Genomic DNA, 24,917 nt, shown 5'->3' with positions numbered 1-24,917 from the left:
GGGAGTTTGGCTGCCTTTCAGGCTGTCGCAAGGCAGAAGGAGAGAAGCGACTATCAATAAAAAGCCGTCGGCTCCCGAAATTACGGAGCCGACGGCTATCAGGTGTGGTGGAACGGTGGTTATGCGTTAGATCAAACGAAAGCGGACTTTAGCCAGATACTCCTGGTTTTCGTTCGAATTCGGTTCGGTCAGAAATACTTTTTTGCCCATCAGTTGTTTGATAAGCGTCGCATTCAAGGTTTTGTTGTCACCGCTCGAAATGCGCAGGTCGGCAAGCCGTTGTTCACCGTCGACGCGGAACTTGATGACCACAAAGTCTTCGTTGTCGATTTGTTGTAATACTTCCGGATACAGGACGTAGGAAGCAATTTGTTGCTCCAGTGTTTGTTTTAGCGTAATTTTTTTATGACTCGAAGCCCGAAGTGTAATGGCAAGAGCGAGGCAAAGTGTACTGAAAATCAAGACCGTTTTCATTAGTTTGTTGCTATTAGAATAGTATCAATGGTGTGGATATGTCAGATTCGACGTTACAAAAGTAGCGGAGGGCGGGCTGCGGTTTTAGCGCACAAGTACGCTTTCTGAAAAATGCGTAGTTTCCACGTATGGTTTGCTGGAAGTACGTACTTTAGAAAGAACTATAGCTAACCCCCGTTTTGGCTGACTTTTCCGGAAGAAAAACCGCATATGTTGGCAAAATGCTTTGATATTATTTGGTAGTTGTAGCGTTGTGGCAATTTTATATGTACCTTGTCGGTTGAACGCACTATTTCCTTCTGACCCATGTCTACCCGTCGTACTTTCTTTCGCCAAATGGGCGCAGCAGCCGCAACGCCACTCGTGCTACCCGACTTTCTGAGTGAAGCAGGCCGTACGGTTTTGCAAAAACTTCAGAAACCGGGCAGTCCGCAGCAAATTGCGCAGGATGAAGACTTCTGGTCGCTGATTAAAAGGGAATATACGGTTTCGCCCAACATTCTGAACCTCAACAACGGTGGGGTAAGTCCGCAGCCGAAATCGGTGCAGGACGCGCACATCCGGTTTTACCAGTACTGCAACGAAGCGCCGAGCTACTACATGTGGCGGATTCTGGATCAGGGCCGGGAGTCGTTGCGGGCCAAGCTCGCGGATCTGAGTGGTTGTTCGCCCGACGAGCTGGCCATTAACCGGAACGCCACGGAAGGCTTGAATACGGTTATTTTCGGCCTGACCTTAAAACCGGGCGATGAGGTGATTCTGGCCAAACAGGATTATCCGAACATGATGAATGCCTGGAAACAGCGGGAAAAACGCGACGGCATCAAACTCGTCTGGCTTGACCTGAAACTGCCTTCCGAAAATGAAGATGAACTGGTGCGGCAGTACGTCAGCGCGATGACCAGCAGAACCAAAGTCGTTCACGTAACCCACCTCGTTAACTGGACGGGACAGATCATGCCGGTTCGGAAAATTGCGGATGCCGCTCATAAACAGGGTATTGAAGTGATTTGCGACGGCGCGCACAGCTTTGCGCACCTGGATTACAAAATTCCCGACCTGGGTTGTGACTACTACGCCACCAGCCTGCACAAATGGCTCAGTGCGCCGTTTGGCAGCGGCATGATGTACATCCGAAAGGAGAAAATCAAGAATGTCTGGGCGTTGCTGTCGAGCCCCGAACCCGACGGTGCCGACATCCGGAAGTTCGAAACGCTCGGAACTCGCTCGTTTGCGTCTGAAATGGCGATCGGTACAGCGGTCGATTTTCAACTGAGCATTGGAGCCGCCCGGAAATTCGCGCGCTTGCATCACCTCAAAAACTACTGGGCCGAAAAAGTGAAAGACGTTCCCGGCGTTAAACTCTTCACCTCGCTAAAACCGGAATTCGCCGGGGCGCTGGCCGTGGTCGGAATCAGCGGCATGAGCAGTTCCGAAATGGAAAAGCAGCTTCTCGAAACGTACAAAATTCATACGGTGCCCATCACCCTCGGCCCGGTCGATGGCGTCCGCGTGACGCCCCACGTGTATACGACTCCGAAAGAACTGGATCGGCTGGTGGTAGCGATTACGGAACTGGCCGGAAAACAGAGTCTGGCTTCGAAACAAAAGAAAAGCTGATCGTTCCGGTTGGCGGTTTTGCCACGCATTCAACCCATTTTCCAACGCCTTCACCCCATTTCTCCTCCGCATTGCCGTCGGCTGCCTAGCTTTGTTCAAAAAACAAATGACCTATGCGGGAATTAGCGGGTATCCGACGCGTTGAGTTCTGGTTTGCGATCAGCATTGCTGCGATTTATGTCATTCGGCGGTTGTTGAATGAAGTTCGCCGGATTGACGACATGATTCAGCAACTCGAGGACAAACAGATTGCTTCGGCCACCATCTGGCACGACCTGGCCGGTTACAATCATACACTCAATAACAACTTTCCGCTCATTGCCGGTGTGGTGCTTTTTATGATCTCCTGGTACGGTTTTCATTACCTGACCTTTCCGAACTGGAACAACATCGAAAATGACGAGAAAACCCGGTTGTATGCCGGACTGAGTATACTCCTGCTCTTCAGCAGCGTAACCATCTACCACTTTGCCAAGTTACAGGTGCAGTTCCGGCGCGACGAGGTCGGCGAATTGATCGGTCTGAAGGTATATTCGGTATACCGAAAACGGAATGTGCTGGCCGATTTTATCGGATTCGGCGTCCTGATTCTTTCCTACGAACTGCTCAGCAAACTGGCTTATTACCTCCATCGGAACGTTCGGCAGGACTTCCGGTACATCAGCCTGCTGATCTGGATTCCGATGGCGGTTTTTTTGATCACCTTTGCGCTGAGTGCCAACCTGCCTGAAACGCTCTGGCGCAGCCCGGTGCGCGAAGTACTGGTTTTTCTGACTATTCCGCTCCAGATTTACATTCTTCAGTTCTTTATCTACACCTCGATTCTGCCGTATATCCCGGATTTTCGCTCGCCCGAATTTCTGGGGCGGCTCATCACCGGGGGACTGTTCTGGATCCTGCTCACGGGCATTGTATGGGGTGCGCGCTCTCACTTTATGTATTACAGTGCGGGCGCCAATTACGCCCTGGCTATTCTGGTGCTTTTTGCCGCGGTCATTACCGCGCTGGTGCGCCGGTCGATGAACAAGGAAAAAGTGCAGCTGCAAACCCAGGTTTCGCACACCTCGGCCGAACTGGCGGGCCTGCAATCCCAGATCAATCCGCACTTTCTGTTCAATGCCCTCAACAGCCTCTACGCGACGGCTTTAAAAGAAAACAGCGAAAAAACCGCCGACGGTATTCAGAAACTGGGCGACATGATGCGGTTTATGCTGCACGAAAACAACCGCGACCGCATTCCGTTGCCGAAAGAAGTCGATTACCTGCGGAATTACATCGAACTCCAGCGGATGCGGCTGGACGAAACCCACGGCATTGAAATTCGGGTGACGATTCAGGAACCGAACCGCGATCTGTATATTGCACCCATGATGTTGATTCCATTCGTGGAAAATGCGTTCAAACACGGCATCAGTTTGCGCAATCCGTCCTGGATTTACATTACGCTGACGCTGGACGACTCGACGATTTACTTTAAGGTGCACAATTCGCGTCACGCAACCCCGGTTAATGATCCGGAAAAAGAGCGTACCGGTATTGGGTTGGAAAATGTTAAAAAAAGGCTGGAACTGATTTATCCCGGCCGGTATACCCTGGCCATTCAGGCATCGGAGCAGGATTTTTTTGTGGCCCTAACCATTCGATATTAAAAATAGCGCATGTTAACTGCCATTGCCATCGACGACGAACCCCAGGCTTTAGAAGTTGTGGGATTACATGCCGCCAGAGTTCCTTTTCTCGAATTAAAAGCGGTTTTTACCGATGCGTTTGAAGCCATTCCTTACTTGCAGAAAAACAAAATCGACCTGATCTTTCTGGATATAAAAATGCCGGATATTTCGGGAATTGAATTTGTCAAATGCCTGCAAACCGTGCCGATGATTGTTTTCACAACGGCCTATTCCGATTACGCCGTTCAGGGGTTTGAACTGGACGCCATCGACTATTTGCTGAAACCGTTTTCGCTGGTGCGGTTTTTAAAATCCTGCAACAAAGCGCTGGATCACAAGAATTTGCGGGAAGGTGTGGCCGAAGAGTTTATCTTCGTCAAAACCGGTTATGAAGAAGAAAAAGTCTGGCTGGACGATATTTTATACCTGGAAGCCGACGGCAATTACGTGACGTTCGTGTTGAAAAACCGCAAGCTGCTGAGTCGGCAAACGATGTCCGATAGTCTGCGGAATCTGCCCGAAAATCAGTTTATCCGCGTCCATCGTTCCTACAGCATTTCGTTCCGGAAAATTGAGAAAATTGCCCGGAACGAAATCACCGTTGCCGATTTTAAAATTCCGGTTGGCGCTTCCTACGAAGACAAACTGGTCGAAATTAAAGCCCGGCTTTCAAAAAATAATGCGGCAAATTAAACGCTGACGTTTTCCCGTTCTTTCCACTCAAACCGGATCACCTGTTCCAGATCCGGGTGCAGGCTTAACGCCACGGGACAGGTGTGGGCGGTATGCTCCATTTTAGCCCGAAATTCTTCCGAATGCGCTTCCGAAGGCGGCATCACGATATCAACTTCAATCCGAACAATGCGCCGGGGTGCGTCTTTTGACATGACTTTGGTGATCGTCAACTCGTCGTTCGTCAGCTCAATTCCGTCGCGCCGGGCTACAATTCCCATGGTGGTGATGATGCAGCTTCCCAGCGAAGCTGCGGTCAGGTCGGTGGGCGAAAAAGCCTCGCCTTTTCCCATGTTGTCGGTCGGGGCGTCGGTGATAATGTGGGTGCCGGATTGCAGGTGAATGGCTTCCGTCCGTAAGTCACCTAAATACGTCGTTTTGATCGTGGGCATAGTACCAAAAACTAAAATCCTGTTATTGTATAAATATAAATGGAAAAATATAAATTGCTTTACGCAACCATCCAATGAGTGAGACCGTTACATCAGTAGGGCGAGATGTTGCAAACGACGCGTCGGTTGTTACCGGCGATAATTTCGTAGTATCAAAGTAAACTGTTATTTTTATCCTTACAAAAGTTTTCCACCACTGCCGTGTTACGAGTTTTACAGATTGTATCGATAATGGGTTTGCTGCTGACGGTTCGCAGCGTGCAGGCTCAGAGTGCCGACACCGACGAAGATAAGTATACGACCGTAACCACCTACGGCGTAACGACCAATACCAATTCGGGCATTTTGGGCGGTTTTGTTTTTCGACATTCGAAATTATTGCCCAACTTGTTTCAGGGTAAGCGGCAATTCCGGTACCTGGCCCTTGAAATTGTCAATGTAAAGCACCCGAAAGAAGTACAGTCACAGACGCCTTATTCCGGGGCGCGGTACGTTTACAACAAGCAGAACTATCTTTTCGTGGTTCGCCCGCAATACGGTCGGGAAGTGTCGCTCTTTTCGCGCACCGCCGACGAAGGAATCGCCATCAACGGCATTCTGGCCGTCGGACCTTCCATTGGCGTGATTAAACCCTATTATGTGCAGTACACGGCCCGGCCCGGACAGGTCGATACCCGTCCGTTTGACCCCAGCCTGCAGCCCGAACTGATTGTGGGTGCCGGCAGTTTTTTTCAGGGCTTCGACAAATCGAAACTGACCGTGGGCCTGAACTTCAAAGCCGCCGTTGCGTTTGAATTAAGTGCTTTCCGCAACAACATGACGGGCCTGGAAATCGGCTTTCTGGCCGAGGCATTTCCCAAAGAAGTTATTATCATGAATGCCACCAATAACCGTAGCGTGTATACCTCCGGGTTTGTGACGCTGTTTTTCGGAAACAAGAAATAAACGTTACTGAATTATACCGGCAACCGGGTGACGTATTCAGGTCTTTTATAGCTTCTCATTCATCATTTTTAGCTCCGGCCGTCATCGAATCCTTCGGCGGTTTTCGGGTGTATTCGGTTAGCGAATAATCGCTGCTAATTCCGTATACCGTAGCCAAACGGCGACCTTCTTCCTAACCATTCGTTGACTTGGGAAACGGACAAAAAAGGAAACTGGCAACGGAAAACGGATGACCGGATTGTCACTTTTTGGAAATTATCGCACCCGCCGATGCGATTGGATGATGAAATATGACTATATTTTCTGTGAGTTACTCTGAATGAGATGGAGCAGCCACATGAATAGGAATTATTACCTTTTACTCTCTTTCCTGCTTACGCTTTATGGATGGTTGGGAAAAGTGGCGGCCCAATCGAACGGATTACCCCAGCCGGAAATAATCACCCAGCGGCAAGGCTTATCCCAGGGCTTTATATCGAGCATCGTTCAGGATCGGCAGGGGTTTATCTGGGTGGGTACGCTCGACGGCTTGAGCCGGTACGATGGCGCGGAATTTAAAATCTTTCAACCGGCCATTATTCTGGAAATCAAAACCGACGCTCAGGGGCGGCTCTGGACCCGAAATGAGCGGGATCTTGACCGGTTCGACCCCACTACCGAAACGTTTTTCCGGTTTACGCAACAGCCATTTTACCTCAAACACTTCAAACGGGAACCGATTCAATGTTTTCTGGTGGACAACCGGAACCGGCTCTGGCTCGGTTTCGGAACTGAAGGGCTGGTTTGCATCGATTTGCGCACCAACCGATTTCGGCGGTTTCGTCACCAACCCGGCAATTCGCATTCCATCAGCCATTCTTCCGTCAGCGATATCGTTCAGGATCGGCAGGGGCGAATCTGGCTCGCAACCCGGCGGGGTCTCGACCGGTTCGACGAGTCGGGTAACCGCTTTATTCATTCCAATTCGGCCGGAGCAACCCCGAATGCACTACCCGATTCTGCCATTCGGGGGCTTTACGTCCGGCCTGATGGCGATTTATTAATCGTTACCCAATCCCATCTGACCATTCAGCAATCCCGGACCGGGGATTTAAAAAGCGTAAAACTGCCCAAACCGAGTGCCGAAAAGGTCCTCGGTTTTTCCTCCGATCACCAGGGAAACGACTACGTGGTTATGGACGGTTTATACCGGTTCAACGACAAAACGGGATTCCGGCTATTGGCTGATTCGTCCGGTATCCGGGCGTGCCGGGGTGTTTACGTGGATCGATCCGATGTCTTGTGGGTGGCAACCAACGGGGCGGGCATCCGCAAATACAACCTGCGTTCCGGCCTGTTTCAGGGAGCGCCCTACCGGATGGGATTTTCGGCTGATTTATTAACCCGCATCCTGGAATTACCGGTTTCCGAATTACCGCCCGGACTGGCTCGGGCGGATGCCTACAACTTCCGTTATACGTACGACCGGCAGGGAAATTTGTGGTTTTCCGTGGGAAATTCGAGCGTTTATCGGCTGGATTTTCAGACGAAAAAATGCCGGGCAGTTCCCATGCCGCCCCTGCCACCGGACGATCAGGCTGATCGTCCGGTGCTGCTGACTACCGATCCCGCCGGAAAAATCTGGCTGGCCCGTCATTTATCCGCCTGGCGGTACGACGAAGCAGGCAGCCGCTGGGAGCCTTTGCCGTTTACCATCCGGCCGAATGACGATCGCCAGCGGCAATCGTTGCAGTTCGTCGTTGATCAACAGGCGATTTGGGTCATTACCGGTTCAAACGGCCTGTTTCGTACGGACCTGAAAACCGGTCAGAGTCGCCATTATACCCACCACCCTGGCGATTCAACCTCACTCAGCCGAAATAACCTGACCTGTATTTTTGCCGATCCGCTCGACGCAAATCGCCTGTGGATCGGAACGTACGGCAGCGGACTCAACCGGTTCGACAAGCGAACGGGCCAGTCGCAGTGGCTGACGATGAAAAATGGACTGCCCAATAACGTCGTTTACACGGCCATTCCGGATCGCCGGGGATTTCTCTGGATAGCTACCAATCAAGGCCTTTGTCGCCTGAACCGGCAAACCTTGCAAACCCGCATCTACACGCATGAGGACGGTTTGTTGGCCGATGAATTCAACCGGTTTCACTTTTTACAACTGCCGGACGACCGGATTGCGCTGGGCGGCCTGGAAGGCATTACCGCTTTTGATCCCGGCAAATTGCGGGAAGATACGTATCAGCCGCCGGTGCAGATTACCGCGATTCAGATCAATAACCGGCCGCTTTTACCGGGTGAATTGACCCAAAACCGGACGGTTTCCCGGGTGGACCAGTTGGATCTGAAGCATGATCAGAACTTTATTACGGTGAATTTTGCGGCCATGCAGTATAACCGGCGCAGTAAAATCCGGTTTCGCTACCAGCTGACCGGACTGGACCCCGACTGGATTGTAACCGAAAGGCCCACTGCGGTTTATACCGATTTGCGGCCCGGCGACTATACGCTGAAATTGAATGCCTCCAACACCTCCGGAATCTGGAGCCAGCATGTGCGCACCCTCACCCTCACGATCCACCGCCCCTGGTGGACTTCCTGGTGGGCCCTGACGGCGTACGGCTTGTTGCTCATCGGCATTGGCTATGGAGTTGTCCGGGCTTACCTGAACCGTATTCAGATGCGGCAATCGATGGAACTCCGCCAGAAAGAAGCCGAACAACTGCGCATGGTTGACGAAATGAAGAGCCGGTTTTTTGCCAATATCACCCACGAGTTCCGAACGCCGATCACGTTGATCATGACGCCTGCCGAGCAACTGATGGCGCGTTTTCGGGAACCGCAGGATCAGCAGCGCCTGACCACAATCACCCGAAGCGCCAATCAACTGCTCGATCTGGTCAATCAGTTTCTTGATCTTTCGAAGCTGGAAGCGGGAGCCTTGAAAGCCGAAGAGTCCCGCGGGAATTTGCGGGAATTTATCGGTGCAATCGTACAATCGTTTCAGTTTCAGGCCGAAGCGCGGGGTGTTGACCTGCGGTTTTTCCCGGAAAACAGTGCGGAAGAATATTGGTTTGACGCCGGAAAACTGGAGCGGATTGTGTTTAACCTGATTGCCAATGCGCTGAAGTTTACCAAAACCGGTGGGGAAATAGACTGTCGGTTGGGCCAGACCCATTCGGGAAAGGTGGTATTTACAATCCGTGATTCCGGAATTGGGATTTCTGCCGATCATCTCCCCCATATTTTCGACCGGTTTTATCAGGTGGAAGATTCGTCTTCCGGGTTGTCGGAGCCGAAACAGCAGGGCGGCACGGGCATTGGCCTGGCATTGGTCAAGGAGCTGGTGGAGTTGCAGGGAGGAGAAATCCGGGTGCAGAGTACGTTGGGAACCGGGACCGAATTTACGGTTGAGCTACCTTATCGAACAGCCGTTCCTCTGGCTGTGCCGACGCCGGAGGTTTCGGTCGTGGCGGAAGAAACCGACGAGGTGAATCACCTGCTGATTGTGGAAGACAATCAGGAACTGGCCACGTACATCGCCGAAACGTTTACCGACTCATACCGCATTTTCCGGGCTTCCAACGGGGCCGAGGGCCTGGCGCTGGCGTTGGAAAAAATGCCTGACCTCATCATTTCTGACGTTCTGATGCCGGTGATGAATGGTTATTCGCTGGTTCGGGAGTTAAAAAAGGATGTGCGCATCAGCCACATTCCGGTTATTTTGCTAACGGCCAAATCCGCTTTCGAAAGCCGGATGGAGGGGTTGGCGACCGGGGCGAATGATTATGTTACCAAACCTTTCCACGTTGAGGAACTCCGGCTGCGGGTCCGGAATCAGCTGGAACTGCAGCGGAAACTCCGGGAGTGGATTCGGGCGTCCCTGATCAATCCCGATTCGCCGGTGACGGATCCGGAGAATGAAACCAGCGAACCTTTTCTGGAGATTCTTTATCCGATCCTGGAAAAGAATTTAGATAATTCCATGTTCGGCGTGGAGGAATTATGCCAGCAAATGCGCATGAGCCGCATGAGCATTTACCGCAAAATGAAGGCGCTGACCGGTTTAAGCACGAACGAGGTGATTCGCAATTACCGCCTGAAACGAGCGGTTTATTACCTCCGGCAAGGGCTTACCAGTTCGGAAACCGCTTATCAGGTTGGTTTCGACAGTCCGGCCTATTTCACCAAGTGTTTCCGCGAACTCTACCAGATGACGCCCACCGAATTTGTGGCCAAAGGAGGAATTGCCTGATTCATCTTCCCCGTTTGGAAAGCAGGCTCTGCAACGCAACTGATATAACCAGCTATTATTTTTTCATGAGAATTGTATGAACCCGATCAGGAGCTTTAAATGAACCATTTGTTGCTCTTCTGGTTAATACATGACACGTAAATCCGTAAAACCTGCAGATTACGAATGGATATTCCAGTCGATTCCTCTTTAATCTCCCTGGCCAATTATTTGACTGCCCGCCGGGAAGCTATCCTGAACAACTGGCTAACGGTTTGCCAGGCTGAGCCCGGTTTTAATACAACCCGGGGACTGAGCCGGGAGGAGTTCAATAACAAGGTCCCGTTTATGCTCAATGTCCTCGATCAGCGGCTGCGTCAGGTACCGCTGCAAGGAGATATTAGATTGCTGGCGGGCGAACATGGTTTGCATCGGTGGCAGAAAGGATACCTCCTGCGGGAGCTGATGGGCGAAATACGGCATCTGAATACGATTTTGCTGGCCGAACTTCGTCAATTCTGGCAAGCTAGTCCCGCTCCGGATGCCGAACGGGTGATGTCATCTTACGAATACGTGTCCTGGTTTAGTGCCCAGAGCAATCAGGGGAGTGTGGAGCAATATACCGAACTTCAGCGCAGCGATGCCAGCAGCCGGGTTCAGCTATTGGAGCAGGCCCTCGATGATCTCAACGAACTTACCCGCCAGCGGGGCGATCTGCTCAGAACGGCCTCACACGACCTCCGGGGCAGTTTTGGGGTTATTCAAGGGGCGGCTTCGTATTTGAATCTGATGGAAGCCTCGGAATCGGATCGCAAGGAGATGCTCGAAATGTTGAACCGCAACCTGACAACCGTTCGCGAAATGGTCATCCAACTGATGGATCTGTCGCGGCTGGAAGCGGGCCAGGAGCCGGTGACCATTCAGACGTTTGATGCGAGCCAGCACCTGAATAAACTGGTGGACAGCTATCAGCCACTGGCTATCGAAAGGGGGCTGGTTCTGAAAGCCGACGGGCCGTCCGATTTACAGGTTCAAAGTGATCCCCTGCAATTGCAGCGGATTGTGCAGAATCTGGTATTGAATGCGCTGAAAAACACTTCCTCAGGCTGGGTTTCCGTTTCCTGGGCCGCCGAAGGAGATTACCGCTGGCTCATCAGTATTCAGGATTCGGGCCCGGGTTTGCCCAATCAGCAAGTCGGTTCACTTTCGCAGGTATTGGCTCCTTCACCCGAATCATCGTCGGCTTTTGGCCTTCCAAATCCAGAAGCCGACGCCCGGGAAGAAGCCATCACCCTGGCCTCTAAACAGGGGGAAGGCATTGGCCTGTCGATTGTCAAGCGGTTGTGTGAGCTGTTGGGAGCCAGCCTGGAGATCGAGGCCAAAGCGGGTCAGGGAACCCTGTTTCGAATTCGAATGCCCATTAACTGGAAAGCCTAGGAGCCGCTCCGAAAAGGAAGGATTAATACCGGTAATGCAAATCCGGTAAGGCCACGGTTTCCAGCCAGTATTCCTTCATCGCCTGGAAGGTCGTGATCCAATCCCGAAAGTCAGTGGGTTTGACTACGTAGGACGTAATGCCGCGGTCATACGAACTGGCAACGTCTTCGGGATGCCCGGAGGCACTCAGCACCACAACCGGTAAACAATCAATCGGTGTTTTTTGGGAGCGGATTTTCTCCAGGACGGCCCAGCCATCCGCCCGCTCCGGCAGATACAGGTCCAGCAGAATCAGCAATGGCAGACCCAGACCGACCAACAGGCAGTCTTCCAGATAAGCCAGCGCCTGCTGTCCAGTAGGCACCCAAATCGTTTCCAGTTGGATGTGGCATTCCCTCAATGCTTTTTCAATCAGACGCCATTGGTCCTCATTATCTTCAATAACAAGTAATTTGGCATTCTTTAGGCGAGACTTGTTACTAGTTGTACTCATAGATAGATATATTTCAATATATAAGATTACATGACAAACCGTAAGAAACCTAACGAATGAAAAGAATATTCTTGACCAGATTCTGAATAAAAACCGGAACGGCTGACGGTATATTTTCCGTAACTTTTTCGGACTCTTTTCCGGATTAAACCGCGGATCGTCGGCCATTTTTCGTACGCTTGTCAGGGTATCGTCTATCGGTCTCAGTCGATTACCGATTTCATTCCGACATTCCGTTAACTCGAATTTTATCCCGGTTTGGTTTGGGGGACATTCCTGCCAGAGGTTATTTTTCCGGCTAACGTTCAGGCCATACCGTTAGTTATAAAACATACGACAGGCGGAAGCGGTTCTATAAATAGGGCGATACTAAACCCTAAAAAAGGAATGTGATCTGTTTGAACCTGGAATTGCAGCTCATCGCTGAATTTTATGTTACTTTCAGGTCCATTCTACAGAGCTGTAGTTTTGACGTTTGCCATGTTGATAAATTCCGATCTATTGCTACAAAGTGTCAGCGAAGGTGTGCTGATGCTCAACCCCAATGGCTATATTATCTATTGCAACCCGGCGGCCTCTTCGCTGACGGGTTATCCGGGCCATGAATTGCTGAATCTTTCGCTTTCTGTTCTTTATCCTATTGATAATGACCTGATTAAGATGACTTACGAACTGAGTCAGGCTCTTAAAAACGGCCATCTGGTGACCGAAGGATGGAAGGTGAAAAAAGACCAGACTTTATTCTGGGCCGTCATGACGGTAACTCCCATTTATGATAAACAGACTGATCTGGCAGGATATTGCTGCCTGCTTCGGGATGATTCCGATCAGAAGAATGAGCAGATTGCCCTTCGCCAGCGGGAAGAGCGGTTTCGCTTAATGGTCGAAAACGTGCAGGATTACGCGATTTTTATGCTGGATGTCGATGGTTATATCCTGACCTGGAACGAAGGAGCAAAACGCACGAATGGGTATACCAGCGACGAGATCATTGGCCGGCATTTTTCCACTTTTTACATTCGTGAAGACCTCGAAAGCCAGAAACCCGCCCGGGAACTGAAGATTGCCACCGAAACCGGTAAGTATGAAGAAGAGGGCTGGCGGGTCAAGAAGAATGGCTCCGTTTTCTGGGCCAACGTGGTCATTACCGCGCTGTTCAGTGAGCGCAACCAACTCGTTGGATTTTCTAAAGTAACCCGCGATCTGACGGAGCGCAAAGCCAGTGAAGAATCGCTTCGCCTGAGTGAAGAACTGTATCGCTCCCTGGTGGAGCAGGTCGTCGATTACGGCATTTTCATGATGGATGAAAAAGGGCGGATCGTGAGTTGGAACGAAGGAGCCAAACGAATCAATGGGTACAGCGAAGAGGAAGTGATCGGAAAATACTTTACGATTTTTTATCCCGAAGAAGATATCCGAAACAGCAAACCGGCTACTGAATTGAAAGTTGCCCGCGAAACGGGCCGGTACGAAGAAGAAGGCTGGCGAATCCGGAAAGACGGCAGTTTATTCTGGGCGAATATCGTCATTACGGCGGTTTACAATTCCGCCGGAACGCTCATCGGATTTTCCAAGGTGTCGCGGGACTTGACGGAGCGGCAACAGACTGAGAAAGCCCTGCGGGAGAGCCACGAACGGTACCGGATGTTGTCGGAAGAGTTAAAAATAACCAATGACGAACTGGCCACGATCAACGAGGAACTGGCCGCCAACAACGAAGAATATGCCGCGTTGAATGAAGAGCTGGAAGAGTCGAATGCCCTCCTGATTCGCTCGAATGAAAACCTGCAGACATTTGCCTACGTGGCTTCCCATGATTTGCAGGAACCGCTCCGCAAGATTCAGCAATTTGGCGACTTACTGAAAAAACAGGTTGAAGAAGGGCTGGAACCGGAACTGGATTTTGTCGATCGGATGCAATCGGCCGCAAACCGTATGTCGCTGCTGATCAAAGATTTGCTCGCTTTTTCCCGCATTTCCATCCAGCAGAATACGAGTACTGCCGTTTCCCTGGATGATATTGTGAATCAGGTCCGGATTACTTTGGAACTACCGATTCAGGAGTCGGACGCTCAGGTGAATGTGGAACCGCTGCCAACGGTTTGGGGAGATGCATCCCAATTGGGCCAGTTATTTCAAAATTTGATGAGCAATGCCCTTAAATTTCATCAGCCGGATGCCAAACCCCGGATTACAATCCGGTCCGGAATTGTACCCCACGCCAAATTACCGCCTTCGCTGCGGCCCGCCCGGCAGGCGGATGAATACCATCACATTGAAGTGATCGATAACGGAATCGGTTTTGATGAAAAGTACCTGGGACGCATTTTTCAGGTATTTCAGCGACTGCACAACAAGAGTGAGTTTTCCGGAACCGGAATCGGTCTGGCGATTTGTGAGAAAGTGGTTACCAATCACGGGGGAGCCATTACGGCTTCGAGCCAACTGGGGCAGGGTGCGACTTTTTCGGTCTATCTGCCACTGTAGAATGTCTGATAAAGGCGGTTTTAATGCCTTATTAATCCCGGTTATATGTTAGTTAATAATCTTATTATCAGTCATATTATTGTTTATTTATATTAATTTTGATTGTCTTTTAAATGTCTAAATCTATTATCATGTTTCATCGCAATTCTACTATTAAAGAACACATCATGGAGGCCCTGCTGGTTGTCATGGCGATCATTGGCTTGTCCGGCATTTTACTCGTAATGGTCTGATCGTTCCCGCACCCGGTAAAGAATATCCTGGAAAACCGTATTCGATAATCGATTGCTTACAAGCTATTTCCAGCAGGTATGTCTTCAGGCAAGTCGCCTTTCAGGTCGCCGGAAGTATTGATTCGTATCTTGAAACACCAGCGTGGGCACATCATCCGAAAACTCCTTAAAGTCCCGAATAAAATGCGCCTGATCGGCATAGCCGAAGTTGTAGGAAACATCCAGCCAGTTTGGCGTCGTCGCCGTCTGCTGGAATGATTCATAAGCATTCCGAAACCGGATGATGCGCTGATACATCTTGGGTGAGGTGCCGTAACTGTCCTTAAAACTCCGTTCCAGTTGTCGTTTGCTGATGGATAAATGCGTGCTGAGTGCCTCAATGGACAAGTTCCCTTTGGCCTGCCGAATGAGCCGCGTTGCTTCAAACACATAATTCCGCTCGGACTTCAGATTTCGGAACTGCTTCAGCAGGAACTGTTCCGTTCGCTCAATCACAGCCTGCATGTCCGTCAGTCCATACAGGTTGTCGATCAGTCGGTTCATATCACGCCCCAGAAAGCTGTCCAGTTCAGTAAAATTATTGAAGAGCGAAGCCGCCGGAACCGCAAACAATTGCAGGATACTTTCGGGCTTCAGCCGGATGCCGAATTTCCGGCCCGTACCCACCGCCTTCCAGTGCACCGTATCCCGGTAGAGCCCGACGAAGAAGGCCTGCGGCAGTTTCTGCCACTGGTTGTTCATCAACACATAGGCGGGGTTATCGTCCAGATGCAGGATCAATTCAAGCGCACCAAACGGCAAACACCGCTGTACCGGCGATTCCTGCTGACCAATGGCTTCAAAATGATGCAGCCAATAGCATTCCACAAAAGGCTGTAAAGCTGTTGAAGGTGTAAACTCCTGATAGCTTGTATTCATGGCCGGGGCACAAACGAATGAATAATGAAAGATCAGGTAAAATTAAACCAACGAACTTAGTTTGTATTGAAAAAAAGCGACATTTCCGTAAACGGTTAGATTACAAACCGGTCCAGATTACCCTGGACTACTCCGTCCAGAAAGACAGTTTGATTGATTGAAGGGGAGCGTCAAAAATTCACCACACGGGAATTGGCTCCATGAACCTGCACTCGAACGGTGGCGACCCGAATTTTCAACACAACATTAAGTTGGTATGGGACAAGACGCTGGCCAGGTATCAAGCACCGGCCAACGTCCGATATCCCATTTGTTTTAGCTCTTTGCGAAACGTTTTTTGCTTTCGGCAAAAAGCAAGGATTCGGACCGGTTTTGCGCCGACCGGCCCATTCCGGGGCCGATTCCTCACTTGCGACGCTCCGGAATTTCCATTAGCCTGTCGATTCAGTTAAAGGAAGAGCAGTGGGTTCCCTCCCGATTCTTTCGGCCAGCCGGTTGGCCTGCGCGCAACTAACACTTTACTTATTTTCGTATGTCCAATCATCAGACGGTTACCGGCATCCAGGCAAAGCCTCAGGAAATTACCTTATCCCCTTCGTTCGACCAGTCTCCTTTTTCGATTCAGCCGATCGGCGATTTACTGTGTTTTTCGCACCTGCGCTGGAATTTTGTGTACCAGCGCCCGCAGCACCTGCTAAGCCGGGCCAGCCAGCACTACCGGATCTGGTTCTGGGAAGAACCGGTTATGGATGAACATGCCTGGCTGGAAGTCCGTCCGCTTTCTCCCCGGCTGCACGTTCTGGTGCCGCACCTGCCGCACGGAACCAATGAAGAAACCAGCCACTGCCTGCAACGGCGCTGGTTGAATGAATGGCGGCTGCAGGAGCAGATCAGCGATTTTATTGCCTGGTATTACACCCCTATGGCGCTGGCGTTTACCGAGCACTTACGGCCCCGGTTGACCGTGTACGACTGCATGGATGAGTTGTCGGCTTTTCAGGGCGCACCCCCACGGCTGCGGGAATGGGAAAAACAGTTGATGGAACGGGCCGACCTGGTTTTTACGGGCGGTATCAGCCTGTTCGAAGCCAAGCAGTCGTTGCATCCGGCGGTTCACGCTTTTCCGAGCAGCATTGATACCCAGCACTTTGGGCAGGCCCGGCAGGACCTGGACGATCCGGCTGACCAACAGCGTTTGCCATTTCCCCGAATCGGTTACAGTGGAGTCATCGACGAACGGTTGGATGTGAATTTGCTCCGACAACTGGCCGAAAACCGCCCGGACTGGCAATTTATTTTTCTGGGACCGGTGGTGAAAATTGACCCGGCTACGCTGCCGCAGGGCCCGAATCTGCACTACCTGGGCATGAAACCGTACGACGCCCTCCCGGCTTATTTCAGCAACTGGCAGGTGGCCATGCTTCCTTTCGCGCTCAACGAATCCACCCGGTTTATCAGCCCGACCAAAACCCCGGAATACCTGGCGGCCAGGCTCCCGGTCGTCTCGGCGCCCATTCGGGATGTGGTGCGAACCTACGGAACCTGCGGGCTACTCTGGATTGCCGAAACAGCGGAAGAGTTTGAAACGGCTATCGATGAAGCGTTGAAATACCAGAATGAAACGGCCTGGCATCAGGTCGATACCCAGCTGAGCCAGCAATCGTGGCAGCAGACCTGGAAAGCCATGCATAGCCTGCTTGAAAACCATCTGCAGCAGGCCGCTGTTCCGGCGGTTTACCGGAACTGAAGCGGAAACCGGTTTTCCCGAATAGGGTACGTCAGGGCGGCCATTTGGTACTGGGCCAGGCGCAACGCACTGGCATACGGTTGGTTTAGAACCCGGCGGGGCGGATACTGGGTGGGCGTTCCGTCGGGATTTAGTTCCGTATCCCACAACCCGGCCCGGTGCCAGGGCGTCAGGTGATCCCAATCGGGCCGGTCGATGATCGGATACAGGCAGATGCCCCAGAGCGGAATGCCCTGTTGCAAGGCTTTCGTACACTCGTTGGCGATAAACTGAATCCAGAGCGGGCGGTCTTCGCCGGGGTGACTCGTTTCCGACAGAACGATCGGACGGTGGTAGCGGTGATAAACCTGGTTCAACAAAGCCCGCAGCGGTTGCCAGCGAGGGTCGTTTTCTTCATTCAGCCAGGGGAGAAACGCGCCGGTGTCGCAAATCCACTGGTTGTTGTAGTAAAAATTCAGACCGACCAGATCGAGGTATTCGGGCCGACCGCCCAGTTCCGGGCAGATACGGCCACTGAGCATGTCCGTTGCCTGGAACTGATGGTCGTGCGCCAGCGCGGCCCGGACAATCTGTTCATCGGTAGCATGCAGCACGGGAACCATATTGACCAGCGGTTCGGTCGTCAGAATCCGAATGCGGGGATCGACTTCGCGTAGGGCGGCTACACCTTCGATATATGCCTGCATCAGGCGGTATTTGACTTCCCAGCCCTGCCCGATGCAATACGGGGAAGTTCCCCGGGCCTCGCCCCCCAGCCATGACAAAAAACTGACTTCGTTGATCGGGGTGACAATCAGCGGGCTGTCGGGGTCAATCGAGCGGTAAAACTGGGCAAAGCTCCGGCACAGGGCCGCAAACCGGCGCGCAAACATCGGATGCAGGGGCGTCAGGTCGTCCGGAAAACCGAAATGACACAAATCCCAGCACTGCTGAATACCGGTCGCCCGGCCCCGGTCGATGAGGTGAGCCAGCGTCTGCCAGTCGTACTGGTAAGGCCGGATTTCGACCTGACTCCAGCGAATTCCCTCCCGAACCGTCCGGATGCCGAAGGGTGCCAGCGCCCGGTAATCCTCGTCGAGGCAGTGTAAATGACCGGTGATCTGGAGAAAATCGACCCGGTTTCCCCAGGCATTGAGTTTATCCGTGCATTCATAACCGGCCATCCAGAACGACCGAAAAGGATTGGAAACCGCGTCAGTCGGGGATGCCTTGACCGGTAGAGACCATACATTCATGGGATAAGGATTGGATGAGGAATTAGAAATTGGTGGGAAAAACAATCAACGTTTGGGCTGGGTATTGTCGCCATTAGCCTGATCGCCCGCTTCATTTTCGCCTTTTCCGTTGATGTCCAGGGTGTTGTCTTCGCGGATGTTTTTGTCCATGCGGTTTTCGTTAGCTTATTTCTTTCAACCAATTCGGAAGCAAGAGAGCAGGATGGGAGCGCATTAATGAGCATTCGGACCCGTTGGTAACCAACCCCGAACCGGTTAGCTGGCCTTCAAACCGATGTCCGGGCCGTTACCTTATTCCCGGCTGACGAATAAAGCGCAACGTTCGGCTACCCGGTTTAGGCCATAAAATAGTTTGAAAAATGCGACAATTAAATATCCTCATCTGGCACATCCACGGCGCGTATCTGACGGCGCTGACCCAGGCGGAACACAACTGGTTTTTGCCGGTAAAACCCGGAAAACCGGAAGGGTATATTGGCCGGGGTGAATCATCGACCATGCCCGAATACGTTCAGGAAGTGCCCGCCGGGGAAGTCCGGAACCTCGATCTGGATCTGATTATTTTCCAGACTCCGCAAAATTACCGGGTCGATCAGTTTGAAATTCTGTCGCCCGAACAGCAGCAGTTGCCCAAAATCTACCTGGAACACAACACGCCGGAGCCGCACCCCGCATTTTCGCGGCATCCCGCAGCCGATGATCCCGGCGTGACCCTCGTTCACGTCACCCACTACAACCAGCTCATGTGGGATAACGGAACGGTTCCGACCTGTGTCATTGAACACAGCGTCGCGATTGATCCGTCGGTTCGCTACCGGGGCCACCGCGCCGAAGGTATCGTGGTCGTCAACGAGATGCAGCGCCGGGGACGCATGGCCGGGTTCGATATTTTCGAGCAGGTTCGGCAGCGGCTACCGATCACCACTGTCGGTATGCAGTCGGAAAGCATTGGCGGTCTGGGCGACATTCACTACCGGTATTTGCACCGGCATCTGGCCGAATACCGGTTTTTGTTCAGTCCGATGCGGTACAGCAGTCTGCCGCTGGCCGTGATTGAAGCTATGACGATCGGAATGCCCATCGTGGCGCTGGCCACCACGGAACTGCCAACGGTGATTGAAAACAACGTCCACGGGTTTGTTTCGTGCAATATCCACGAACTCATCGATCAAATGCACTGGCTGCTCGACAAGCCCGACGAAGCCCACCGAATGGGAGAACAGGCGCGGCAACTGGCCCTGAGTCGCTTCGGAATCGGGCGGTTTGTGCAGGACTGGAACCGGGTTTTCAACGACGTGGTCAATGTCCAAGTACTGTCCACGCTTCGCTAATAACCCGCTGACTGTTCGTAGCTTGGGACTCAAGGACGGCCCGGTGGAGCTGGTGATTCAGGGGCGCCCATTCTTCCGGCCGCGAGGTAGAATACAGGATGACACTGGGTGTTTTCAGGGCGGCTGCAATGTGCGAAACGCCGGTGTCGTTGCTGACCAGCAGGGCGGCCTGGCTCAACACGCAGCCTATGACACCCAGATCGGTTTTACCGGCGAGGCTGATCGCCGGGAATTTCATAGCGGTTTTTACTTTCTCAACGATGGCGGTTTCGCTGGCCGTGCCGGTCAGCACAATCTGGTAACCGCCAGCGGCCAGCGCGTCGGCGACCTCCGCAAACCGGTATTCGGGCCAGCGACGGGCCGAAATTCCTCCGGCGTGGATGCAAACGTACCGATTCGGTTCCAGCGTCTGTACCTCCGGAATGTTTTCGGCCCTGAGGCAGTCGGTGTCGGTGAGCGGAAACTCCAGTTCGTAGCCCTGCGACGGCAAGCCCAGAAACTCCATGAGTTGCACGTGCCGCCGGATTTCGTGTTGCCCTTCCAGGTACGGCATGTACAGCGCGGTATCCAGGCAATATTGCGGCAGCGATTCCGGGTAATACCCCGCCGTTAGCCGGGCACCCAGCAGTGCCATCATGGGGTTGACGCAGGTGCCGTTGCCCTGTAACTGCACCGCCAGATCGAATGGGCGTTCCTGCATTCGGGTCAAAAACCGGGTCGTTTCGGCCGGATCAACGGTTTGCTCGGGTAAACCGGGCCAGCCGGGGAACGGGATGAACTCATCAAAATAGACCGAAAACCGGTCGACAAAATCGGCGGCCCACGGCAGGCCGATCAGCGCAATGTGGGCGGTCGGGTAAGCCCGGCGCAGCGCCCGGAACGCCGGAACGGCAACCAGTAAATCGCCCAGTTTGAGTGCCCGAAAAACAGCAATTGTCTCGGGGGAGCGGCCCAGCGTGCGCGTAATTTTATCCATAGCCATGCGGTTTTCTCATTCAAAATTTCTAGTTGATTTATCCAAAACCGACCGGTTTACCAGAACAGCGTCCGGTATTTCACCGCGCCGTACAGCCGCCAGTACACCGACAAAAAAGGCGTTAGCAGCGCCTTCAGGAGCGTTTGCCCAATTTGCCGAACCGACCAGGCTGTGCCCCGCAATCGCCTTTGGATCAATGCCGACAGGCATATTGTCCAGATAATCAGGCAAATAGCGGAAGCTTGCTGGTGATAGCTCAGCCAGCACAGAATTCCCAGCAAAAAGCTGAAAACAAAGATGTAATAGAGGGTCACCAGTCGCCGGTACATCGGAATTCGGTCGCGAAACAGGCGCGTGTGCTGCTTGTAGAGCAGGGCGTCGTAAGCATTCCTGCGCTCGTCCTTCAGGCTGGCCCACCAGGGCGACGTCCGGCACGGATGCACAATGATGGCATTCCGGTTTTTGACGATTGTGACCCCAAGCTTAAGTAGCCGAAATTGCAGGTCGCTGTCTTCCCGCCAGGCAATGTCGAACCGCTCGTCCAGCCCGCCGATCTGCTCCAGCACCGACCGGCGGCAGAAGCAGTTGGCGGTCACAAATTCGGCGGTTTCGAGCAGGGCGACGGTTTTTTCCGCTTCGGTGGGCGGATCGTGCCGGGGCACCCGCACCTGCCCGGAAACCGCTTTTGCACCATTCAGGAAATCCTTCGCGGCCACTGCCAGCCAATCTTCATCGGGAATGCAGTCGTCGTCGGTGAACGCAATGACTGTTCCATTAGCCGCCCGCCAGCCCCGGTTGCGGGCGGCTGCCGGACCCCGGCGTTCCGTCTGTGCTAAATACGTAAACGGCACGGCGCTCTGCCGGGCGGCTCCGTCCACCACCCGGCGTGTTTCCGGATCGGCCCCGTCGTCGACAACGATCACCTCAAACTGGTTGGCCGGAAAACGCTGCCGCATCAGTGCCTGCAAACAGCGTTCGAGCAAGCGGGGGCGTTGGTAGGTGGGAATGACCACCGAAATAAATCGCTTCATTGGATGACGACGCCAGTCCATTCCTGGCTTTCCTGTTGAACACTTCGACCCTGCCAATCCGCCCTGCTGACGCCGGAATCCGGTTTTGTCAACAAAAATGACCCAATGACCAGCCCATCGAGGGGCGAGGTCCAAAAGGATTCGATGGCATCACGGGGAGTGCAGACAATGGGTTCACCCCGGGTGTTGAACGAGGTGTTGATCAAAACCGGAACCCCGGTTTTTTCGTAAAACGCCTTGAGTAAATCGTAATAAACCGCATGTTGCGATCGGTTGATCGTCTGAATCCGGGCCGTTCCATCGGTGTGCCGGACGGCCGGAATCAGTTCGGCTTTTTCGGGCCGGATTTCGTTCACAAACAGCATAAAAGGGGATTTTCGGGCGTCCACAAAAAAGTCGTCAGCGCATTCCTCCAGCACCACCGGCGCCACCGGGCGAAAATCTTCGCGGTCTTTCAGGTCGTTCAGTCGGCTCTGCATTTCGGCCGGAAAAGGAGCGGCCAGCAACGAGCGGGCTCCCAGCGCCCGTGGCCCAAATTCGGTCCCCAACTGGTACCAGCCGATCACATTGCCCGCGGCTAGGTAATCGGCTACTTCCTCCGCTACGTTCTCCAGCCGCTGGTAATCGAGTTTCGACCATTTCAGGAACGATTCAATTTCGAAGTCCGTAAAGGCCGGGCCGAGGTAAACATGGTCCATGACGTAAGCGCGTTCGTCGGTTTTCCGCTCCCGGGCGTCGACCCAGAGCGCGGCCCCGAGGGCGGTTCCGGCATCACCGGCCGCGGGCTGCACCCAGATGTGTTTGAACGGCCCCCGATCGCGCAGCCGGGCGTTCATGACGCAGTTCAGGGCCACACCCCCGGCCAGGCAAAGCGTATCGGCACCGGTTTTCCGGTACAACCAGTCGATCAGTTTTAAGACGGTTTCTTCCAAAACCTGCTGAACCGAACAGGCGATGTTGAAATGCAACGGTTCCAGCGGTTCGCCTTTGTCGCGGGCTGGTCCAAATTTTGCTTCCAGTTCCAGCGGGGCAATTGTATAACCGCCATCATCCAAAACCGTGATCAGCTTGCGGAAATAATCGGCGTAAACCGGTTTTCCGAACGATGCCAGCGCCATTACCTTGTACTCGTCCGACGAATGCAGAAAACCGAGGTAGGTTGTCATCTGTTCGTACAATAACCCCAGCGAATGCGGCAGTGACACTTCACCAAGCAGTTCTAACTGGTTGACTTCGCCCCGCCAGTAACTCGTGGAAACGGCTTCACCCCGGCCATCCAGCACCAATACGGCCGCTTTTTCGTGCGGACTGGGCAAAAAAGCGCTGGCTGCGTGCGACAGATGATGGTTGACGAAGTGCCACTGGTATGGACCGTCGGACCGGGCACCCCGAAACCGTTTTGCCAGGTGCAGCGGAACGCCGTCGACCAGATGCCCCGGCGCGTTTAGAATGGACGACAAAAACAGGCCATCGTAGGGATTCAGCCAGTTGCCGAGTGTCGTTACACCCGGTCGGAGGGGGATTTCCACGGTTTGGGCGTCGCAGGGAGCACCGGGGAGGATCGTCGGATCGAAGGAATAGGCGATGTGATCGACATCCGTCAGGTGAATACCGGCGGTTTTCAGGCAAAAATCGATGGCGTGGTACGGTAATTCGTAGGTGGAAAAAGGAATAGGTCGTTTGCCGTGCTTGACGTGCGTAAACCGCTCTTCTTCGGCGGCCGCCAGCACGACGCCGTCTTTGACCAGCACGGCCGCCGGATCGTGAAAGGCGGCATTAATCCCTAAAGTATACATGCGTTTGGGGTTCTTGGGTGATTACTCAGTTAGTGCGGCACTGGGAACGGTTTGTTGCTGGCCGAGTAAATCGTAAACGGCCTGCACAATTCCTTCCGCAGACGCCCGGGGTTCGGCCGGTTCGGGAAAGTGCTGTAGCAGCCGGTTGCGGGAACGAAGCTGCTTTGGTACTTCAAAATACAGCACGCGGTTGGGCACCATCCAGGGCGTGTGTTGAGGGTTGGTCATCGCGTAGAGCACCACCACCGGCGTGCCGAGGGCAGCCGCCATGTGAACCGGACCGGTATTGTTGGCAATCAGAACCGGGGCCTGCGCAATCAGGCCGATGAAGGTTTCCAGGGAAAGACGACCGGCCAGATTATAGGCTTTTTCGCCAATGCCCTGCCGAATGGTTTCGACGTACTGCCACTCCGACTGGCTGCAGGTCAGAACGATCTGAAAACCGGTTTCCGTTCGGAGTTGCCGGGCGGCCCGGATGTATTGCTCGGCCCCGAATCGCCGTTTTACTTCGCTGACTCCCGCGTGCAAAACCAGCCACGGATCCGTCAGGCGAAGCCCCGCCCGCGCCAGATTTTCCAGTGCTTCTTTTCTGGCTAAATCGGTAACGGTCAGTGATAAACGCTTGTCGGTTGTGGTGCTTCCTACACTGGTTACCAACGCGAGCTGACGTTCGACTTCGTGCCGGCTGGCTACGATTACCTCCGGGTCCGGCACCCAGTTTGTCAGGAGTTCGTACGGATTTTCGCGGCAGTAACCCAACGTCCGCGGTATCTCGGCGACGTAACAAATCAGAGCCGAAGGCAGCGGATTCTGACTCTGCACATTGAAAATAATGGCGGCATCGAAAGCTTCTTCCTTCAGCCGACGAATCAACTGGGGTAATTCATCCCGTTTTTGCCGGGAAGCGGTTTGTACCCAGGGCAAATCAAACGGTATGATCGCGTCGATTTCGGGGATAAAAGGCGCAATAGCTGCCCCTGCCGAGGAGGTCAGCAACGTCAGCTTCCGACCGGGCACCGAAGCTTTTAACGCCCGGAACGCCGGGGTGGTCATCAGGATGTCACCCATGTTGTCGGGTCGGAAACACAGCACATTTTTACACTGCTGCCAATCCGAGCCGTTGCCGGTTTTTTCAACCGGCAAGTGATTCATTACGGCACTGCTATCCATAC

At 53.1% G+C, this 24,917-nt stretch carries 18 protein-coding genes; 9 read left to right on the top strand and 9 right to left on the bottom strand.

Translation table 11 applies throughout. The features are described 5' to 3' along the window. Window positions 1-126: 126 nt before the first annotated feature. Window positions 127-474, bottom strand: a complete 348-nt coding sequence (locus GJJ30_RS00310; protein ID WP_154171965.1) for a hypothetical protein — start codon at window positions 472-474, stop codon at window positions 127-129. A gap of 306 nt (window positions 475-780) precedes the next feature. Here GJJ30_RS00310 and GJJ30_RS00305 point away from each other — a divergent pair, with 306 nt between their 5' ends. From GJJ30_RS00305 to GJJ30_RS00295, 3 genes are all read left to right on the top strand, one after another. Beyond that, the gene (locus GJJ30_RS00305) at window positions 781-2,094 is read left to right on the top strand and encodes an aminotransferase class V-fold PLP-dependent enzyme (RefSeq protein ID WP_154171964.1); all 1,314 of its coding nucleotides are present in this window, start codon (window positions 781-783) and stop codon (window positions 2,092-2,094) included. Window positions 2,095-2,207: 113 nt separating this feature from the next. Next, complete coding sequence (locus tag GJJ30_RS00300) at window positions 2,208-3,743, top strand: sensor histidine kinase (RefSeq protein WP_154171962.1); 1,536 nt, start codon at window positions 2,208-2,210, stop codon at window positions 3,741-3,743. 9 nt (window positions 3,744-3,752) lie between these two features. Next, entirely contained in the window at window positions 3,753-4,457 is a 705-nt protein-coding gene (locus GJJ30_RS00295; RefSeq protein WP_154171960.1) for a LytR/AlgR family response regulator transcription factor, read from the top strand. Here GJJ30_RS00295 and GJJ30_RS00290 read toward each other — a convergent pair. Next, window positions 4,454-4,888 (bottom strand): OsmC family protein, encoded by a 435-nt coding sequence (locus tag GJJ30_RS00290; RefSeq protein WP_154171958.1) that lies wholly within the window; start codon window positions 4,886-4,888, stop codon window positions 4,454-4,456. The two genes, GJJ30_RS00295 and GJJ30_RS00290, sit on opposite strands and share 4 nt — an antisense overlap. A gap of 201 nt (window positions 4,889-5,089) precedes the next feature. Between GJJ30_RS00290 and GJJ30_RS00285 the strand changes: the two genes are divergently transcribed. The 3 genes from GJJ30_RS00285 to GJJ30_RS00275 all read left to right on the top strand — a co-directional run bounded on the left by GJJ30_RS00285 (window position 5,090) and on the right by GJJ30_RS00275 (window position 11,498). After that, a complete protein-coding gene (locus GJJ30_RS00285; protein ID WP_438821585.1) occupies window positions 5,090-5,833 on the top strand; it encodes a hypothetical protein in 744 nt (247 codons plus the stop codon). Window positions 5,834-6,170: 337 nt separating this feature from the next. Next, window positions 6,171-10,082, top strand: coding sequence for a hybrid sensor histidine kinase/response regulator transcription factor (locus GJJ30_RS00280; RefSeq protein WP_170299079.1), 3,912 nt, complete (start codon window positions 6,171-6,173; stop codon window positions 10,080-10,082). A gap of 165 nt (window positions 10,083-10,247) precedes the next feature. Further along, window positions 10,248-11,498 carry a sensor histidine kinase gene (locus GJJ30_RS00275; protein ID WP_154171954.1) on the top strand — a complete coding sequence of 417 codons (1,251 nt, stop codon included), beginning with the start codon at window positions 10,248-10,250 and terminating at the stop codon, window positions 11,496-11,498. A gap of 22 nt (window positions 11,499-11,520) precedes the next feature. Here the strand turns inward: GJJ30_RS00275 and GJJ30_RS00270 are convergent, their stop codons facing one another. Next, entirely contained in the window at window positions 11,521-11,991 is a 471-nt protein-coding gene (locus tag GJJ30_RS00270; RefSeq protein WP_170299078.1) for a response regulator, read from the bottom strand. Between the two features lie 480 nt (window positions 11,992-12,471). Here GJJ30_RS00270 and GJJ30_RS00265 point away from each other — a divergent pair, with 480 nt between their 5' ends. Further along, window positions 12,472-14,478: a PAS domain-containing sensor histidine kinase gene (locus GJJ30_RS00265; RefSeq protein ID WP_154171950.1), complete on the top strand. Its 2,007-nt coding sequence runs from the start codon at window positions 12,472-12,474 to the stop codon at window positions 14,476-14,478. A 317-nt stretch (window positions 14,479-14,795) separates the two neighbouring features. On the opposite strand, the gene GJJ30_RS00260 is transcribed toward GJJ30_RS00265, so the two are convergent. Further along, window positions 14,796-15,629, bottom strand: coding sequence for a helix-turn-helix transcriptional regulator (locus tag GJJ30_RS00260; protein WP_154171948.1), 834 nt, complete (start codon window positions 15,627-15,629; stop codon window positions 14,796-14,798). Window positions 15,630-16,161: 532 nt separating this feature from the next. Between GJJ30_RS00260 and GJJ30_RS00255 the strand changes: the two genes are divergently transcribed. Then, window positions 16,162-17,376: a glycosyltransferase gene (locus GJJ30_RS00255; RefSeq protein WP_154171946.1), complete on the top strand. Its 1,215-nt coding sequence runs from the start codon at window positions 16,162-16,164 to the stop codon at window positions 17,374-17,376. Here GJJ30_RS00255 and GJJ30_RS00250 read toward each other — a convergent pair. Continuing rightward, complete coding sequence (locus tag GJJ30_RS00250; protein WP_154171944.1) at window positions 17,364-18,611, bottom strand: amine oxidase; 1,248 nt, start codon at window positions 18,609-18,611, stop codon at window positions 17,364-17,366. The genes GJJ30_RS00255 and GJJ30_RS00250 overlap by 13 nt on opposite strands. 359 nt (window positions 18,612-18,970) lie before the next feature. On the opposite strand from GJJ30_RS00250, the gene GJJ30_RS00245 reads away from it, so the two are divergent. Further along, on the top strand, window positions 18,971-19,942 hold the full coding sequence (locus GJJ30_RS00245; RefSeq protein WP_154171942.1) for a glycosyltransferase: 972 nt from the start codon (window positions 18,971-18,973) through the stop codon (window positions 19,940-19,942). Here the strand turns inward: GJJ30_RS00245 and GJJ30_RS00240 are convergent. From GJJ30_RS00240 to GJJ30_RS00225, 4 genes are read right to left on the bottom strand one after another with little or no spacing between them, the layout of a single operon-like run. After that, on the bottom strand, window positions 19,911-20,918 hold the full coding sequence (locus GJJ30_RS00240) for a glycosyltransferase family 9 protein (protein ID WP_154171940.1): 1,008 nt from the start codon (window positions 20,916-20,918) through the stop codon (window positions 19,911-19,913). The two genes, GJJ30_RS00245 and GJJ30_RS00240, sit on opposite strands and share 32 nt — an antisense overlap. 56 nt (window positions 20,919-20,974) lie before the next feature. Continuing rightward, entirely contained in the window at window positions 20,975-21,949 is a 975-nt protein-coding gene (locus GJJ30_RS00235; RefSeq protein ID WP_154171938.1) for a glycosyltransferase family 2 protein, read from the bottom strand. After that, window positions 21,946-23,745: a carbamoyltransferase family protein gene (locus tag GJJ30_RS00230; RefSeq protein WP_154171936.1), complete on the bottom strand. Its 1,800-nt coding sequence runs from the start codon at window positions 23,743-23,745 to the stop codon at window positions 21,946-21,948. Before GJJ30_RS00230 ends, GJJ30_RS00235 begins: the two co-directional genes overlap by 4 nt. Before the next feature lie 21 nt (window positions 23,746-23,766). Beyond that, entirely contained in the window at window positions 23,767-24,915 is a 1,149-nt protein-coding gene (locus GJJ30_RS00225; protein ID WP_229312880.1) for a glycosyltransferase family 9 protein, read from the bottom strand. Between the last annotated feature and the right edge of the window lie 2 nt (window positions 24,916-24,917).

The organism is Larkinella terrae (assembly GCF_009668025.1).
Lineage (GTDB): Bacteria > Bacteroidota > Bacteroidia > Cytophagales > Spirosomataceae > Larkinella > Larkinella terrae.
This window is presented reverse-complemented; position numbering and strand designations above follow the sequence as displayed.

Coding starts and splice junctions, on each gene's coding strand:
- GJJ30_RS00310 (WP_154171965.1), bottom strand. CDS start 474: ATGAAAACGGTCTTGATTTTCAGTACACTTTGCCTCGCTCTTGCCATT.
- GJJ30_RS00305 (WP_154171964.1), top strand. CDS start 781: ATGTCTACCCGTCGTACTTTCTTTCGCCAAATGGGCGCAGCAGCCGCA.
- GJJ30_RS00300 (WP_154171962.1), top strand. CDS start 2,208: ATGCGGGAATTAGCGGGTATCCGACGCGTTGAGTTCTGGTTTGCGATC.
- GJJ30_RS00295 (WP_154171960.1), top strand. CDS start 3,753: ATGTTAACTGCCATTGCCATCGACGACGAACCCCAGGCTTTAGAAGTT.
- GJJ30_RS00290 (WP_154171958.1), bottom strand. CDS start 4,888: ATGCCCACGATCAAAACGACGTATTTAGGTGACTTACGGACGGAAGCC.
- GJJ30_RS00280 (WP_170299079.1), top strand. CDS start 6,171: ATGAATAGGAATTATTACCTTTTACTCTCTTTCCTGCTTACGCTTTAT.
- GJJ30_RS00275 (WP_154171954.1), top strand. CDS start 10,248: ATGGATATTCCAGTCGATTCCTCTTTAATCTCCCTGGCCAATTATTTG.
- GJJ30_RS00270 (WP_170299078.1), bottom strand. CDS start 11,991: ATGAGTACAACTAGTAACAAGTCTCGCCTAAAGAATGCCAAATTACTT.
- GJJ30_RS00265 (WP_154171950.1), top strand. CDS start 12,472: ATGTTGATAAATTCCGATCTATTGCTACAAAGTGTCAGCGAAGGTGTG.
- GJJ30_RS00260 (WP_154171948.1), bottom strand. CDS start 15,629: ATGAATACAAGCTATCAGGAGTTTACACCTTCAACAGCTTTACAGCCT.
- GJJ30_RS00255 (WP_154171946.1), top strand. CDS start 16,162: ATGTCCAATCATCAGACGGTTACCGGCATCCAGGCAAAGCCTCAGGAA.
- GJJ30_RS00250 (WP_154171944.1), bottom strand. CDS start 18,611: ATGAATGTATGGTCTCTACCGGTCAAGGCATCCCCGACTGACGCGGTT.
- GJJ30_RS00245 (WP_154171942.1), top strand. CDS start 18,971: ATGCGACAATTAAATATCCTCATCTGGCACATCCACGGCGCGTATCTG.
- GJJ30_RS00240 (WP_154171940.1), bottom strand. CDS start 20,918: ATGGATAAAATTACGCGCACGCTGGGCCGCTCCCCCGAGACAATTGCT.
- GJJ30_RS00235 (WP_154171938.1), bottom strand. CDS start 21,949: ATGAAGCGATTTATTTCGGTGGTCATTCCCACCTACCAACGCCCCCGC.
- GJJ30_RS00230 (WP_154171936.1), bottom strand. CDS start 23,745: ATGTATACTTTAGGGATTAATGCCGCCTTTCACGATCCGGCGGCCGTG.
- GJJ30_RS00225 (WP_229312880.1), bottom strand. CDS start 24,915: ATGGATAGCAGTGCCGTAATGAATCACTTGCCGGTTGAAAAAACCGGC.